Raw genomic sequence first — 16073 nt, forward strand, 5'->3', positions numbered from 1 at the left:
CATCACACACGAACCTTTGTAGAACATAATTTGTATTCTATCCAGAAGTTGACAGAAATTTGAATTGTCTGACCATGAAACTATGTATTCCACAGATATAGGGCTTGCGCTTATACATAGAACACATCTCTACCAACCATCACACCATCGTGCATGAATTGCATAAAAATCCTATAGTCATATGGTTTTATTTTATGAATACATTGGATCTACAGTATTTGCTTAATGCAACAAATTGGGCATTGTTCATGCTTCATAAAAGAAACTTCATGAGCATAGTTTAATACATATCATTTCATCAGCCGAATCTAACATTGCGGCCACTGGCCGGATCAGACCGAGGGCTTCTCATGACAACCCGCAAGCAACGCGCCAACGCCATCCGTATCCTGGCCATAGATGCCATCTTCAAGGCCCAGTCCGGCCATCCCGGCACGCCAATGGGCATGGCTGATATCTCTGAAGTGCTGTGGCGTGACGTGATGCGCTACAACCCGGCCAACCCAGGCTGGTGCAACCGTGACCGCTTTGTCTATTCCAACGGCCACGGCTCGATGCTGCTCTATGCCCTACTTCATCTGAGCGGGTTCGACCTGACAATCGAGGATATCAGGCAGTTCCGCCAACTCCATTCCAGAACGCCCGGACATCCCGAATTCGGCTATGCGCCCGGAATCGAAACCACCACCGGCCCGCTGGGCCAGGGCATCGCCAACGCTGTCGGCATGGCGCTGGCAGAAAAGACTTTGGCCGCCCAGTTCAATCGTCCCGGCCTGCCCATCGTCGATCACCACACCTATGCCTATGTAGGTGAAGGCTGCCTGATGGAGGGCATCTCGCATGAAGCCTGCGCTCTGGCAGGCACGCTCGGGCTCGGCAAGCTGATCATCCTCTATGATCGCAACATGGTCACCAATGATGGGCCGATCGACGGGGTTTATACCGATGATACGCGCAAGCGTTTCGAGGCCTATGACTGGCATGTGATCGGCGAGATTGACGGGCATGACCCCGATGCTGTGCTCAGCGCACTCAACGCAGCACGCGCCGAAGCCACGCGCCCTAGCCTGATCATCTGCCGTACCACCATCGGTCAGGGTTGCTCCGAAGGCTATGCCGGTACCAACAAGGTGCATGGCAGTGTTCTTCCCGCCGATGAGATCGCCAGAATTCGTGAGCGTCTGGATTGGGCCAGTCCGGCTTTCGAGATTCCTGACGCCATCTATCGCGACTGGGATCATCGCCCCGCCGGTGAGGTGGCCGAGGCCGCCTGGAACGATCTGTTCTCCCGCTATCGCGATGCCTATCCGGATCTGGCTGCCGAATTCACCCGCCGTCAGGCCGGGGCCTTCCCCGCAGACTGGGCGACCCTGTCGCGTGAGTTCGTCGCCACCCTGCAGGCAGCCCCCAGGGATATCCCCTCGCGCAAGGCATCGCAGAACGCCATTGAGGCCTTTGCCCCCCATCTGCCCGAAATGTTCGGCGGCTGCGCCGATATAACCCCAAGTTGCCTCACACGCTGGTCAGGGTCTTCCTCTGTCTGCTTCGATGCTGCCGGCAATTACGTCGATTACGGCGTGCGCGAATTCGGCATGGTCGCCATGGCCAATGGCATTGCCCTGCATGGCGGCCTCATTCCCTACACCGCGACCTTCCTGATGTTCATGGAATATGCGCGCAATGCCGTGCGCATGGCAGCGCTCATGAAACAGCGTCAGATTCTGGTCTATACGCATGATTCCATCGGTCTGGGCGAGGACGGACCCACCCATCAGCCTGTCGAACAGCTCGCGAGCCTGCGCCAGACGCCCAATATGGTCACCTGGCGCCCCTGCGATCAGGTCGAAACGGCCATCGCCTGGGTCAGCGCGCTTGAACGTCGTGACGGCCCCACCGCCTTTTCGCTCTCGCGCCTGCCGCTCAAACAACACAGCCGCAGCGAGGAACAACTGCGCAATGCCTGGCGCGGTGGCTACATCCTTTCCGACTGCGCAGGCATCCCTGACCTTATCCTGATTGCCACAGGTTCGGAGGTCACTCTGGCCCTCGACTCCGCCGCCATTCTGCGCAACCGGAATCTCGCGGTCCGGGTGGTCTCCCTGCCCTCACCCGAAACCTTCGATGCCCAGGACGCAAACTATCGCGAGAGTGTCCTGCCCGATGGCGTGCGCACCCGTCTGGCCATTGAGGCCGCCAGCACGATGTACTGGGCACGCTATGTGGGGCTCGATGGTGATGTCGTGGGCATGACGGGCTTTGGTGAGTCCGGCCCGGCACAGGATCTGTTCCGCCATTTCGGCTTCACGACAGCCAATGTCGTCACGCGCGCCGAAGCGCTTCTCGCCCGTCACGCCAAGCGCCTTAGCGCCTGACAACGCGGCATTTCCCGGCATTTCTGCGGGCGGAACCCGACCATGCCGCCCCCACCCGTACTGGATAAATTCATGGACCTTTTCGATCTCTCCGGCGATGTCGCTTTTGTCACCGGGGCCGGAAGCGGCATCGGGCAACAGATCGCCATCGGCCTTGCCGAAGCCGGTGCTTCGGTTGCCTGTTTCGACCTCCCCGGCTCACGTCAGGGCCTCGACGAGACCGCCGACCGTATCCGCGGTCTCAAACGTGCTGCGCTGGTCTGCACCGGTGATGCAACCGACGAAACCAGCCTGGCCGATGCCATTGCGACGACACAGGCCGAACTCGGCCTGCTTTCGGTTGCCATCAATGCCGCAGGCATCGCCAATGCCGCCCCGGCCGAGGAGATGGGACGCGACCAGTGGCAGCGCGTGCTCGATATCAATACGACAGGCGTCTTCCTCTCCTCTCAGGCCGAGGGTCGCGCCATGCTGGCCAATGGTCGTGGATCAATTGTCAACATCGCCTCCATGTCCGGCGTGATCGTCAATCGCGGTCTGATGCAGGCGCATTACAATGCGTCCAAAGCTGCCGTCATTCATCTGAGCAAAAGCCTCGCGATGGAATGGGCAACGCGCGGCGTACGTGTGAACACCATCAGCCCCGGCTATACTGCCACCCCCATGAACACACGCCCCGAATGGGCCGAGCGTGTGAAAGTGTTCGAGAACGATACCCCCATGAACCGCATTGCCGCCCCGCGCGAAATGGTGGGACCCGCCATTTTCCTCTCCTCCCGCGCTGCGTCCTTCTGCACCGGGGTCGACCTGCTTGTGGATGGCGGTTTCTGCTGCTGGTAAGGGTGCGCAGGGTTCTGCCCTGAGACCCTCAGAGGGGCGGAAACCTGCGAAACCTGTTTTGCGTCATCCTGTCTTTCGCCCGTTCCGTCGTTCATCTGTAGATGGGGAAATCCCTGTTGCTGGTACGGCTGTTCAGGGCGCTGCCCTGAAACCCGCAAAGGGGCGTTGGCCCCTTTGATCCCGGATTGTTGTGCCGTTCAGTTTTTACTCATGGGGCGGGACGTGAAGCCGGACATGTCGGCCTTGTAAGCTGAACCCGTCCGACGCGCCCTTTACGCCTTGTCCTGCATCGTTGCGTCCCGTGTCGCAAATGATCTGCGCGCTCGACCTCGAAAACAGACTTGTTCTCGGCCTTCAGGAGGCGAGACGCTCTATGGGAAGTTCGAGCGTGTGCTTGATTTCCGACAGAGCCACCATTGAGTTGACCTCCTGTATCCCCGGGATCAGGGCCAGTCTTTTCAGAAAGAACTGCTCGTAGGATTCGATATCCCGCGTCACGATGCGCAGGATGAAATCGACCGAGCCAAGCAGAACATAGCAATCCTGCACTTCAGGGAATTCGCGTATGGCCTCCTCGAACGCAGCCAGATTGGCGCGGGCATGGGCCGTGAGCTTTACCAGAGCATAAACCTGCGCGTTCAGCCCGATCTTGCGTCGATCCACCAGATAGACCTGTTTTTGCAGGATTCCCGCTTCCTTGAGACGCTGTATGCGACGCCAGCACGGCGCCTGCGAGAGCCCGACAGATTCGGCCAGCTCAGCCGTCGGGCGTGATGCATCCTGCTGAAGCAACTGCAGCAGATGGCGATCAATCGCATCCAGATCTTCAAGCATCTTCATACCCCAACAATCGAATTTTGACGCATATTTTATGCGCTTAGGCCATATTCATGAAGCTGAAAACGCAATTTTTATCAGAAGATTGCATGATACCGTTTCGGCAAAGGGATGCTGGCTCAACTGGGCGACATCCCGCAAAAATGCCCTTTATGGAGCCAGACCATGTCAGCCAGCTTCGCCAAGACAAGCACGCTCGACGCCCGCAGCGGTGCCGATATCCTGCTCGAAATCCTCGCGAGCGAGGGGGTCGAGTATATCTTCGGCAACCCCGGCACGACTGAACTCCCTCTTATGGACAGTCTGCTGCGCCGGCCCGATATCCGCTACATCCTCGCCCTGCAGGAGGCGAGCGCTGTGGCCATGGCCGATGGCTATGCCCAGGCAGCGGGACGACCGGGGTTTCTCAACCTGCATACAGCAGGCGGGCTGGGTCATGGCATGGGTAACCTGCTCAACGCCCATGTCTCGCAGACACCCCTTGTCGTCACGGCAGGACAGCAGGATCTGCGCCATGCCGTTACCGATCCGCTTCTGTTTGGTGATCTTCTGAAGATTGCCGAGCCTGCGGTGAAATGGGGCAAGGAAGTTGCCTCCGCCGAGCAACTCCCCACGCTGGTTCGGCGCGCCTTTCATGACGCCGATGCCGCACCCTCCGGCCCGGTCTTTCTCTCCCTGCCCATGGACGTGATGGAGGAGATGAGCACCGTCAGTGCCGGGGCCCCTTCACACATCGACCGCAATGCCATTGCCGGCGCCCTGCCAGAACTGGCAAACGCCCTTGCCGCCATTGCGCCCGGGCGCCTTGCCCTGATTGCAGGTGACGAAATCCACGCCAGCCGAGCCGCTGCTGAAACGGCAACTTTGGCCGAAACACTGGGTGCGCCCGTCTATGGCTCTTCCTGGCCCTCGCGCGTCCCTTTCCCGACCGCCCATCCGCTCTGGCGTGGCAACCTGCCCACCACGGCGCGCGGTATTGCCGAGGTGCTCTCCCAGTATGACGCCATTTTCGCCATTGGCGGCAAATCGCTCATTACCATTCTCTACACCGAAGGCTCGGCTATTCCTGAGGGGTGTACCGTCTATCAGCTTTCTGCCGATGTGAACGATCTGGGACGCACCTATCCCACGGCGCTCTCGACCTGCGGGCATCTGAAAGCATCGCTCAACGCGCTACAGTCATTGGTGGAAAACGCCTCGCTCGCCCATGCTTCCGCCTATGACGCCCTGCGCCGCAAAGCGGCCACGCAACGCGCCTCGGAGCGCGCCACCCTTCATGGCCGCGCTGATGCGGCCATGAAGGAGGCGGTCATCCCACCCATTCTGGCTGCGCGTGAAGCCGTACGGGCCATCGGCCCCGACACCCCGATCGTGGATGAGGCCATTGCAACATCGGGCTTTGTCCGCAGCTTTCTCGAAAGCAGCGATCCGTCCCAGTACTCCTTTCTGCGCGGTGGGGCTTTGGGGTGGGGCATGCCCGCTGCCATCGGCTGCTCACTCGGCCTGAAGCGCGAGCCTGTCGTCTGCCTCGTCGGTGATGGCGCGGCGCTTTATTCGCCTCAGGCGCTCTGGACGGCTGCTCACGAAAACCTCCCCATCACCTTCGTTGTCATGAATAACTGCGAATATAATGTGCTGAAAAACTTCATGCGTGGTCAGCAGAACTACACGGCTGCACAGACCGGGCGCTTCATCGCAATGGATATCGTCAACCCCACCATCGATTATCAGGCACTCGCCACCTCCATGGGCCTGCCTGCCCAGCGCCTGGCACGCGCTGGCGATATCGCCCCCGCCATCCAGGCCGGTATTGCGAGCGGCAAGGCCAATCTGATCGAGATCATGATTAGTCGCTGAATGTTGCGGCGAGGGTTCTGCCCTCGCCCCCACACGGGGTCTCGCTGCATTAGACCCGATTTTACAACGCCAGATGGAAGAACTGGTTATGCGGGGTGGCCTTGTACGGGCCGAAGGGCGGACCACTTTCGAACCCGTAGCGGCGATAGAGCCTTATCGCAGCCTCGAACGATGGTGACGTCCCGGTTTCGAGGCTCAACCGCATCAGACCACGCGCTCTGGCAGCCTCGATAAGCGTGCCCAGTATGGCCGCTCCAGCGCCACGCCCGAGAAAATCGGGGTGGGTCCGCATGGATTTGACCTCGCCCACACCCTCACCTAACTGCTTCAGCGCTCCAATGGCGGCGACACGACCCTCGATACGCGCAGTCCATACCGTAACCTCGGGCGTGGTCAGTCCGGAGAGATCGAGGGCAAAACGGAACGCCTCTGGCGTGCTTTCCGCCATGCCGGACAAATGCAAGGCCAGCAGCGCCCGACTTTCCGCGCTGGAGAGATCGTCGATCCCTATCTCCATGAGCCCATATGCCTTTCCTGTTGCCTGAGCCGCTTCAGTGCAGGAGAATGATCGCAGAGTCGTACGCAGCCCCCGCGCTCTCCTGCATTTGCCTGATGATGGGCACACCTTCCCAAGGATCGTTGCCTTTGTCAGCCATTTTTCCGCACAGCGTTCTCGACCGGGCCGAAGCGTATCTGGCCTCCCAGCCAATTCAGGGTGGAGGCACCTTGCTCGATGCATCCGGCGCCGTCCTCTATAGCGACGTCATGACGCTTGTACCGGGTCCGGTCTATTTCCTTGGGCTTAATCCCGGGGGGAGCCCTGACAACAACCGTGACGGGACCATACGACACGCACTGGCTGCAAGCCGATCGGGGATAAATGCGTTTCTGGACCAGTCATGGGGTGATCCGCCAAGAAACTTGCACTCAGGAGAGGCGCCATTACAGCGCCGTATACGCAAACTGTTTGCGATGATGGGGCTGGAGACACGCAAGGTTGCCGCGAGCAATCTGGTATTTACCCGCTCGCGCAATCTGCGTTTGCATGTGAATTTTGAAAACGCCATTGCACAATGCCGCCCTGTTCATGAATTCTTCATCGACGCTATTCAGCCGGAATTAATCCTTACGCACGGCAACCGCGATACATTCAGACAGGGAATAGGCGCGCATTTTACCGAAAATCACGAGGCGCATCATGCTGGCTGGAAGATTCATTTAGGCACATGCGCGATTGCCGGCCGGACCATTCCCGTCATGAACATGCCTCACCTTTCATTCTGGGCCATCAATGCGGCAACGCGAAAAGCCGAGCGACGATGTGCCATTCTTCGCACCCTTTTCAAGGAATACGGTTTTTTACCGCAATAACCAGCCTTGAATGACGCGCTCCGCAATCAGAGCCATTCGCCAGATCACGGCACTTCAAACTTGGGCAAAAGCCAGCCATAGCCAGACAACAGATCCTCGTGATGCCGGCGTGTCAGCACGGCCAGACAGGCGACATGCTCGAGGGGGCCCGCTGTTCCACCTGCATAGAGCCCATATTCGGCATGGCAGAGTTGGTCCCGGTAGACCAGCCACGCGCGCTCAGCCTGCCTCAATGCGTCACGATCGTTTAATCGCGGCTGGTCGCTACGCTGAAACAGGGCAATAATTCGTTGATAATCCCTGTTGAGCGCAGCGTCCTCCTGCCGCCTGACCTTTTCAAGACAGTCATAGGTTCCAGCCTGTCCCATTTGCCCATTCTGGCCCCTACAGGCTTCCATGAGCGGCTCGTCCTCGTTCATCCTCCGGGCATGGGCGCGAGGCGAAATGCCGCAAAGAACAGTGATGGCGAACCGAAGCGCGATCTTCTTCATCGTTCATGCTTTCTTGAAAAAACATTGAACTGGAACGCCTGAACCGCGCCGTTCGGCGTTTCATGTGAATGGTCGACCGTTCGAAGCAGGGTGAAATCATTCCCCAGCAGGGCACACAGAGATGCGCTGTCATGACGCATGACAGGCAGGCCGGAACAGCGAAGGGGCCCATCCGGGGGGAAACCGCCTATGACAGCAATGCCACCGGGCACGAGAGCTGATCGCAAGGCGGCAACGTAGCGTGCCTGATCGGCGGCGTCTGTCAGGAAATGCAGCGCCGCGCGGTCGTGCCAGACCATGTAGTGCCTGTCTGGCGACCATGCCGTGACATCAGCGACGATCACATGATGTCGCATGCCGAAAGGCGCGAGCCGTCTGGCAACACCAGACAGGGCGACAGCAGAAAGATCAAGGCTCGTGACCTCGGCAAATCCGGCTTCAAGAAGCCTGTCCGGCAAAAACGAGGCCCCGCCCCCGATATCGATTACCGGCCCCTTCCCGGGGGCCGCTTGCATAATCAGGTTGAGCGACAGGGTTGGACAGGGCTCGTACCAGCTACAGCCTGTCGAGGGTTTGTCCGTATAGACCCTGTCCCAGTAATCCTGACGACGCTCCATGTTCTCTTGCCCTTCGTACTGCCCTTGGCTCGATGAAATGATGGCCTCCAGCCCGGTCCGGCACCCAGCCCATCCGGGATGATCCGCTTTCTCGCGTACCCGCTCGGATGGCCATATACAGACGGCACAGAAACCGTCCCACTCAGCGGGATGGCAACCCCATGTCATGCCCGATCAACCGCCAAGGTACGCGTGATGCGTCCTGGGTCACCTCGCCTGCGTGGGGGCTTTCCAGGTCTCTCCCGGGCGTGTCGGTCCGAGGCAGTACAGTTCACTACCAGCCTGACAAGAATTATCAGACAGTCACGCGTCCAGGCGGGATCAGCAATATATGTCGAATTCAATTCTGTTCGATGAATTCTTGATGACTTCCCCGTTTTGAGTAGTCGGTTTTTCTGCAATGCTCTTTGATGCGCCGCGTCACTCCCTGCCTTTTCAGGATCTGTCGATGCGCTTTCGCCACCTGCTTCATTCATTTCCAACAATCAGCCACACAATGCTTGTCTCGGGGCTTGTCTCGGGACTTGTCTCGGGACTTGCCGTGGGGTTTGCCTCTGCCCCGGCATCATGGGCCCAAGGTCATGCTCCTATGGAAACGCACGGAATCTCCAGAGCCGTGGACGATGCCGTGCATGTCAACCAAATCCAGGTGATCGGCACCCATAATTCGTACCGGCGCGATATCTCGCCAGTGACACTGCAATGGCTGACCAGACTCTCCCCTCAGGCCGCAATTGCACTCGATTATCATCACGACACCCTGACAGCACAGCTCGATCACGGTGTACGCCAACTTGAGATCGACATTTATGCCGATACGCAAGGCGGCCGCTATGCCCATCCCAAAGGTGCGGAATGGGAGCAAAAGGCGGGGCTGACACCCGATGCCGATCCAACCCCGGGACAGGCCATGCAAGGCACTGATTTCAAGGTGATGCATATTGTCGACATCGACCAGAGATCGAGCTGCCAGCCTTTCCGCGCCTGTCTTGAGCAGATCAAGGCATGGTCGGACGCCCACCCCAACCATGTACCGGTCTTCATCGATCTGGAAACCAAGCAGGATATTCCCTTTGGCGGAGGCAAGCTGCCTTTCACACCTCCTGAGGTTTTTACGCCAGCCACTTATGACCGGTTGGACGCGGAACTGGTGGCTGTTTTCGGTCGCAACCGCATCATCACCCCGGATGACGTGCGTGGCGATGCTCCAACACTCGATGGAGGGGTCAGGCAGCATGGCTGGCCTGCACTGTCACAGGCACGGGGCAAGATCGTGTTCCTGTTTGATCGCCCGCATGACACGGCGCGCTACGTCAAGGATCACCCGGCCCTACGCAATCGTATCGTGTTCACCAATGCGCGTCCCGGCGATCCGGATTGCGGCTTTACCGAAGTGAATGAGGGATTCATCGGGGCCAAGGGCAATGGCAGCGATGCGGTGGACAACAAGGCCGCGGCAACGACCATCCCTGCCCTCGTGAAACAGGGCTATCTCGTGCGCACGCGGGCCGATGCCAACACGATCGAAGCGCGTCAGAATGCGCTTGAGCGTCGTGACGTGGCTTTTTCATCCGGCGCACAGTTGATCAGCACCGATTATCCCACCTTCGAGCCAGCGCCCTGGCACCACTACTCAGTCGGATTCGGGCAAGGACTTGTGGCCCGATGCAATCCGGTCAATGCGCCAGCCTCCTGCCGCTCTTCGGCTCTTGAGCCATAAGGCACCCGACGTCGGCATCACGCTGGTCTGTTAATCTTTGATGACGGCGGGAATGTCATGCCGATATTTCCGCCTCTTGCTTCATTTCTTCATGTCCAGACCAAATGATCCGAGACATGCTCATGAAATGCTTATCTCTTCTTCTCGCCGCCTCGGCGCTCACGGTACTCTCACCATCAGGTCATGCGCAAAATGCGCCAAGCGCCGTGCCGGCATCGCCCGATGAGGCAGTTCACCTCAACGAAATTCAGGTAATTGGTACTCATAATTCCTATCGTGCTGCCATGTCACCTGTCACCATGCAGTGGCTTTCAAAAGTCGCGCCTGACGCCGCAATGACGCTCGACTATCATCACGCGCCGCTTGCCGTGCAGCTCGATCACGGTATCAGGCAAATCGAGCTCGACCTTTATGCCGACATGAAGGGCGGGCGTTATGCCCATCCCAAGGGCCCGGACTGGCTGCGTAAAGCAGGCCTCACCCCGGAGGCCGATCCTGTCGATCCAGCCATCATGCAAGGCAATGACTTCAAGGTCATGCATATCGTCGATATCGACCAGCGTTCGACCTGCCAGCCGCTCAAGGCCTGCCTTGGCATCATTCGCACCTGGTCAGACGCGCATCCGGGGCATTTGCCGATTTTCATCGACCTGGAGACGAAACAATCCGCACCACCGGGAAAAGTCCCTTTCACGCAGCCTGAAATTTTCACCCCTGCCACCTATGACCGTCTGGATGCCGAACTGCTGGAAGTCTTCGGGCGCAACCGCATTCTGGCGCCGGATGATGTGCGTGGCGACGCCCCGGATCTGAACATGGCCATACGCAGCAGAGGCTGGCCCAGCCTTGCCAAAGCCCGGGGCAAGATTGTCTTCGTGTTCGAGCGCCCTCATGACACGGCGCGCTACCTGGTAGGGCACCCGGCGCTCAAGGGGCGGCTGATCTTTCCCAATGGCAAGCCCGGCGAGCCAACATGTGCTTTCACTGAAATCAACGAGGGTTTTGTGGGCAAGAAAGTCGGTGAGTTCGAGGCAGTGGATAATGCCAAAGCGGCAAAGATCGTCCCGGATCTGGTCCGGCAGGGCTATCTTATCAGAACGCGCGCTGATGGCGACACGCTGGAGGCGCGTCACAACGACCTTGCCCGTCGTCAGACCGCGTTCGAGGATGGCGCACAGCTGATCAGCACGGATTATCCGATTTATGCCCCTGCCCGCTGGCACGATTACAGCGTGTCATTTCCAGGCGGGGCCATGATGCGTTGCAATCCGGTCAACGGCCCTACCGCCTGCCGCGATTCGGCAATGGAGCCCATCGTGCCCATACGCTGAGTGCTGTCACGAAGCACAGGAAAACGAGGGTAAGGGGAAGAAAATGCAAAATTCTTTCTTCCCCCCTGTTGCCAAACACAATGAGGGCTGGTAGTTCCCCCTTCACCGAAGACGAGGTCGCAACAAGCCTCCTCCGATGCGGTCGCCGGAGCGGAAACGCTCCATGCGGGTGTAGCTCAGTTGGTTAGAGCGCCGGCCTGTCACGCCGGAGGTCGCGGGTTCGAGCCCCGTCACTCGCGCCACTTTCCCATAAAAACATGAGAAAATGGTGCACTACGTTGCCGCCGAGCCGCGTATCACCCATTGATCGACCGATCATGCCGGGCCAAGGCGCCCTGCCTCAGCCCCGGGCACCACATGACCTTACCTCATGTTGCGAGATAGGCATCCAGCACTGCGCTGGACGGACCATCGAGCCGGATGCGCCCTTCCTCAAGCCAGATCAGACGTGTGCACCATTTACGCATAATTTCGGGCTGATGAGATGACATGATGAGCACATCAGCATCCTGTACGAGGGCTTCCAGCCGGAGCCTCGCCTTCTCCATGAAGGTGATGTCACCCGCCATGAACCATTCATCCATAAGCAGCACATCGGGCGTGATGGCTGTTGCAAGACCAAAAGCCAGACGTACCAGCATGCCGCTGCTATAGGTCTTGACCGGCAGGGCGATGAAGTCGCCCAGTTCGGCAAATTCGGCCACATTCTCGAGCACGGATTTCGTGCCCGCGCGGCTCATACCATGAGACAGGCAGCGCAGGCGCACGTTCTCCATACCAGTCAGCTCCATATTCATGCCAAGCTGCGTATCCAGAAGCGTGCCAATCGTGCCGCGTATGCGTACCCGTCCTGCGACAGGCTCATAGATGCCAGCCAGAGCGCGCAGAAGCGTTGTCTTGCCAGCGCCGTTGCCACCGATCAGGCCAAGCCGCTCACCACTATGAAGCCCAAAACTGATATCCCGGAGCACGTCCACCGTGACACGATGACGGCGATCCTCGATCAGGGCGCTTCCCGCACGATTGGCCGTCCTGCTGGATACGGCATGTGCCATCGAACGCTTCAGGGTGCGATTATCAGCATGATAGACCGGAAAGCTGAGTGAGAGGCCATTCACAAGAACTCTGGTCATGATCAAACCCAGTACGCGATACGGGCGCGAAAGCGTGTAAAGACGAGAACCGCAAAACCCACCAGTACTGCGCTATGGGCCAGCGCAACCTCCCACAAGGCAAGGGGCGTCGGCTCTCCCAGAAGCGGCGTGCGCATGATGGCGATCAGAGAATAGAACGGGTCGAGCAATATCCAGTGCTGCAGTGTTCCAACCAGTTCCGGGCGCCAGATGATCGGCGTGATGAAAAAGAATACCTGAAGCAGTGATTGCACGATGGGAGGGATATCGCGAAAGCGTGCCCCCAACAGACCCAGACAGAGCATGAGCGCGAAGCTGTCCACCAGCCAGAGCGCCAGTGCTGGCAGGACGAGCCAGATATGCAACGGCGTGACCCGGAAGATGAGAAACACCACAAGCACAACTACCGCATTATGCAATAACACAAGGACATTGCGCGTGATGGCCTGCAAGGCAAAAACGCTAAAAGGCATGCGCGCCGCCTGGATCATGCGGCTCTCCTGTGAGAAGACTGTCGTGCTTTCTCCGATCAGCGTCGAGATATACCCCCACAGAACCAGCGACAGCGCAAGAAAGGGCAGATAGTCCTTGATGACCATGTTGAAAAGTTCGGCATAAAGAAACCCGAGTGCTGCCACCATGACGGCGGTGGTGATGGTCAGCCAGAAGGGCCCCAGCATCGACCCCCGATAGCGCATCTTGATATCGAGCCAGCCAAGCGTCATCGCGAGGGGCAAAAGACGCAGCCCTGCACGCAAATCGGCCAGGGCCGCCCTGAAGCGTCCGGCGGCGCTCAAGGGGAACAGATCGAGGATAGGCTCTCTTCGACCTGCCTCTGCCTTGATTGTGTTCATGCTTCTTGCTCTTCGCTGGATCAGAAAAAAAGCTCTACCTGCTCTGCGCCCTTCCTCCAAGAGCCTCGCAAAGCAGGCCATGCCTTGCCCCTCGTGAAAATACCAGAGGGGTTGCAGTGCCCTGATGGATTCAAGGTCATGAATCCGGCTATGATTGATCTTTACTGGGCGGGACTAGCAAACAGGCATGAATGGCGGCGATTACTTCATGATCGGTTTCGTCTTCGCAGCATATGCGATTGGCCCCTTGCTGGCCGCCTTTCTGGTAAGGCGCATTAATCGGTCTGGCCTGTTTGAAGAACGGGACGACTAGCTACAGCTTGACGGACCACTCTTCGGCCGGATCCCACAACAGCCTCAGAAACGTATCGTCATGCCTTGTCTGGCTATGATGAACCGAAGACCAAGCCGGTTACCCTCGTTCAAATCATTCCCAATACGGGCCTGCGCTGTCGGTCCGGCCTCGAGCAAGGGCTTGATATGCGACACCAGAACGGGAAAGCCCTTCATGGGTACGCCTGCCTGCGCCTGAAGCGCATCAAGTTCCGCCAGCAGCCACCGCGGCGTCAGATGGCCAAAAAGCTGCTTGTCCGCCCGTCGGTTGTCATAGGAACATTCGATGATAATGCCCTTCAGGTGACCACCCCTCACCAGCGGCGCCACCACATGCCAAAGCGCCGCCAATCGGCCTCCCGGCTCAATGGCATCGGGACCGGTATCTCCGAGATAAAGCAGGGCATCCTGACCTGAATGGAGCAGAAAAGCCGTTGATTCCACCCCCCCGTGACTCAGTGGAAAAGGGGTAACGCTCAGTTGCGTCCCTAAGAGCGGGGTCGTCTCGCCGGGTGTGAGGTCATGATAGTGAAGCAAACCGAATGCTGGCTTCACCCCTCTGTCCCCCAGATTGGGCCACACGCGATGATTGAACAGATCATCCTGAAGCACCGATAGAACCGACGGAAGGGCATAGACTGGCTTGCCCGGATCCTCAGGCGAGATGGCCACCAGACCTGCCACATGATCGAGATGGGCATGGCTCAGCAGATAGCCCTTGATCACATGATGCAGGATCACCCCGCTGCGTGAGGCTGATGGGGCCGGGCCCAGATCGATGCCATCGAAGGCATGGGCGGCATCGGCTTTTTCGATGCCGTTGAGCACTGTGCCTGCATCCAGAAGCACACCGGACGACGTTCCCGCTTCCCGGACCAGATAGGCGCTCAGATTACCATCCTCAAGCCCGCCGGCCGCTCCCAGGACAGTTACGTCAAACTCATGCGCCTGAACGGTGGCAACCGGCATCATCAGGGCGAGCAGCAGCAATAGCCTGATCATGCTTGAAGGGAGCGCAGGCAACAGATTTGCGGATAATCGGTAAGAAATCATCAGGCCTCCGGCATCATGAAGACTGAACCCATGCCAGCTTCTCCCCGAATGACGAAAGACATTTGTCAGCGATGACTGTCAGCTGCACCCGATTGGCAGGGCTCAGGCGCAGTTCAGTCCAGCATGAAAACGACCCGGCCCTGACCCGCAGCAAAGCGGTAATACCGGCTGATCGGCAGCAATAAAACGCGTCATGACTGGCAAACAATCTCAACACATGTAACAGTTAGACGAACCGCCCTGGTAAAGAGCGCCAAAATGTCCCGCAGAAACGCCTTCATATGCTGCCTGCCCCTGATGATGGGCCTTCTCGTACTGGCAGGGTGCGATGACCAGCCACCGCTTCAGCCCGGTCATTGCGAGATCCGGACACTGGGGCGCCTGAGGCTGCGCAGTCTGGCATCGATTCCGGTTGTCGAGGCCAGGATTGATGGCAAGCCTGTCTTGTTCATGGTCGATACCGGCGCTTTCAACTCTGTCATCTTCCGGAAAAACGCCAGCATGCTCAGCCTGAACTACACAGGCGCGACAGCTCAGGTAAGAGGTGTGCATGGCATCGAAAGCAGCGCTGTCGTTCGCATTGACAGGCTCGATCTGGGCTCCGGAGCGACGGCCGACCATGCGTTTGTCCTTACAGAGTCGATGGCGCCCCGAACGCCCAAAGGGTTGCCCCCCATTGTCGGACTGCTCGGCGCAGAGCTGCTGATGGCGTCCGATCTGGTGATCGATATGCCGCATCATGCGATGTATATGCTCGACATGCGCCGGTGCCCCTATATCACCCCCTACTGGCAGGGAACGGTCCACAAGATACCGATTGAACGGGACTGGGACGACAATAAAGTTCGCCTGACATTCACCATTGATGGCAGCAAGCCGATCCCGGCAATTTTCGACACAGGCTCCTCCCACGTTCTGCTGCCCTATTCACTGGCCCATGAGAAACTCGGAATCACCCGTCGCGACCTCAAGAAAGACCCGTCAAGCACGGACAGCATGGCCGTTGGAGAGGACACGGTTACAAGCTATCATCAGCAATTCGACCATCTCGATATGGCAGATTTCCGTATCAGCAATGCGTGGGTGACCATCGATGATGCGGATAATATCGACCATGCCCTGTTCGGTGCGCGATTCCTGCATCAGACCCGCATCTGGCTGACCACGAAGGATGTGATGTATGTGCAGCACGTCTCGGAAATGAAGGATGCGCCGCCCATTCCCATCACCCCGGTCGCTGGCGTTACACCGGTGACGAAATAAC

At 58.5% G+C, this 16073-nt stretch carries 14 protein-coding genes and 1 tRNA gene; 8 read left to right on the forward strand and 7 right to left on the reverse strand.

Annotated features, from left to right (window positions below; all coding sequences use genetic code 11):
• Positions 1-350 precede the first annotated feature (350 nt).
• Together tkt and ACWNRM_RS09305 are read left to right on the forward strand one after the other, a co-directional pair.
• Complete coding sequence (gene tkt, locus ACWNRM_RS09300) at positions 351-2372, forward strand: transketolase (protein ID WP_485170520.1); 2022 nt, start codon at positions 351-353, stop codon at positions 2370-2372.
• A gap of 72 nt (positions 2373-2444) precedes the next feature.
• On the forward strand, positions 2445-3212 hold the full coding sequence (locus ACWNRM_RS09305; protein ID WP_485172195.1) for an SDR family oxidoreductase: 768 nt from the start codon (positions 2445-2447) through the stop codon (positions 3210-3212).
• A 354-nt stretch (positions 3213-3566) separates the two neighbouring features.
• On the opposite strand, the gene ACWNRM_RS09310 is transcribed toward ACWNRM_RS09305, so the two are convergent.
• Positions 3567-4052: an Lrp/AsnC family transcriptional regulator gene (locus tag ACWNRM_RS09310; RefSeq protein WP_485170522.1), complete on the reverse strand. Its 486-nt coding sequence runs from the start codon at positions 4050-4052 to the stop codon at positions 3567-3569.
• Positions 4053-4214: 162 nt separating this feature from the next.
• Between ACWNRM_RS09310 and ACWNRM_RS09315 the strand changes: the two genes are divergently transcribed.
• Positions 4215-5906: a thiamine pyrophosphate-binding protein gene (locus ACWNRM_RS09315; RefSeq protein WP_485170523.1), complete on the forward strand. Its 1692-nt coding sequence runs from the start codon at positions 4215-4217 to the stop codon at positions 5904-5906.
• A 61-nt stretch (positions 5907-5967) separates the two neighbouring features.
• Here the strand turns inward: ACWNRM_RS09315 and ACWNRM_RS09320 are convergent, their stop codons facing one another.
• Positions 5968-6423, reverse strand: coding sequence for a GNAT family N-acetyltransferase (locus tag ACWNRM_RS09320; RefSeq protein WP_485170524.1), 456 nt, complete (start codon positions 6421-6423; stop codon positions 5968-5970).
• Between the two features lie 128 nt (positions 6424-6551).
• Between ACWNRM_RS09320 and ACWNRM_RS09325 the strand changes: the two genes are divergently transcribed.
• Positions 6552-7277: a uracil-DNA glycosylase family protein gene (locus tag ACWNRM_RS09325; RefSeq protein WP_485170525.1), complete on the forward strand. Its 726-nt coding sequence runs from the start codon at positions 6552-6554 to the stop codon at positions 7275-7277.
• A 44-nt stretch (positions 7278-7321) separates the two neighbouring features.
• Here the strand turns inward: ACWNRM_RS09325 and ACWNRM_RS09330 are convergent, their stop codons facing one another.
• Together ACWNRM_RS09330 and ACWNRM_RS09335 are read right to left on the reverse strand one after the other, a co-directional pair.
• Positions 7322-7768 (reverse strand): lysozyme inhibitor LprI family protein, encoded by a 447-nt coding sequence (locus ACWNRM_RS09330; RefSeq protein WP_485170526.1) that lies wholly within the window; start codon positions 7766-7768, stop codon positions 7322-7324.
• Positions 7765-8553, reverse strand: coding sequence for a class I SAM-dependent methyltransferase (locus tag ACWNRM_RS09335; protein ID WP_485170527.1), 789 nt, complete (start codon positions 8551-8553; stop codon positions 7765-7767). The genes ACWNRM_RS09330 and ACWNRM_RS09335 overlap by 4 nt, the downstream gene beginning before the upstream one ends.
• Before the next feature lie 280 nt (positions 8554-8833).
• On the opposite strand from ACWNRM_RS09335, the gene ACWNRM_RS09340 reads away from it, so the two are divergent.
• From ACWNRM_RS09340 to ACWNRM_RS09350, 3 genes are all read left to right on the forward strand, one after another.
• Positions 8834-10105, forward strand: coding sequence for a phosphatidylinositol-specific phospholipase C1-like protein (locus ACWNRM_RS09340; RefSeq protein WP_485170528.1), 1272 nt, complete (start codon positions 8834-8836; stop codon positions 10103-10105).
• Between the two features lie 122 nt (positions 10106-10227).
• Positions 10228-11436, forward strand: a complete 1209-nt coding sequence (locus ACWNRM_RS09345) for a phosphatidylinositol-specific phospholipase C1-like protein (protein ID WP_485170529.1) — start codon at positions 10228-10230, stop codon at positions 11434-11436.
• A 165-nt stretch (positions 11437-11601) separates the two neighbouring features.
• Positions 11602-11678: transfer RNA gene (locus tag ACWNRM_RS09350), tRNA-Asp, on the forward strand.
• Positions 11679-11804: 126 nt separating this feature from the next.
• Here ACWNRM_RS09350 and ACWNRM_RS09355 read toward each other — a convergent pair.
• The 3 genes from ACWNRM_RS09355 to ACWNRM_RS09365 all read right to left on the reverse strand — a co-directional run bounded on the left by ACWNRM_RS09355 (position 11805) and on the right by ACWNRM_RS09365 (position 14809).
• Entirely contained in the window at positions 11805-12569 is a 765-nt protein-coding gene (locus ACWNRM_RS09355) for an ABC transporter ATP-binding protein (RefSeq protein WP_485170530.1), read from the reverse strand.
• Positions 12570-12571: 2 nt separating this feature from the next.
• The gene (locus ACWNRM_RS09360; RefSeq protein WP_485170531.1) at positions 12572-13423 is read right to left on the reverse strand and encodes an ABC transporter permease; all 852 of its coding nucleotides are present in this window, start codon (positions 13421-13423) and stop codon (positions 12572-12574) included.
• A gap of 357 nt (positions 13424-13780) precedes the next feature.
• Positions 13781-14809: an MBL fold metallo-hydrolase gene (locus ACWNRM_RS09365; protein WP_485172196.1), complete on the reverse strand. Its 1029-nt coding sequence runs from the start codon at positions 14807-14809 to the stop codon at positions 13781-13783.
• Between the two features lie 258 nt (positions 14810-15067).
• On the opposite strand from ACWNRM_RS09365, the gene ACWNRM_RS09370 reads away from it, so the two are divergent.
• Positions 15068-16072, forward strand: coding sequence for a retroviral-like aspartic protease family protein (locus tag ACWNRM_RS09370; protein ID WP_485170533.1), 1005 nt, complete (start codon positions 15068-15070; stop codon positions 16070-16072).
• Position 16073: the final 1 nt, after the last annotated feature.

It is taken from the genome of Asaia sp. A2 (assembly GCF_057319415.1).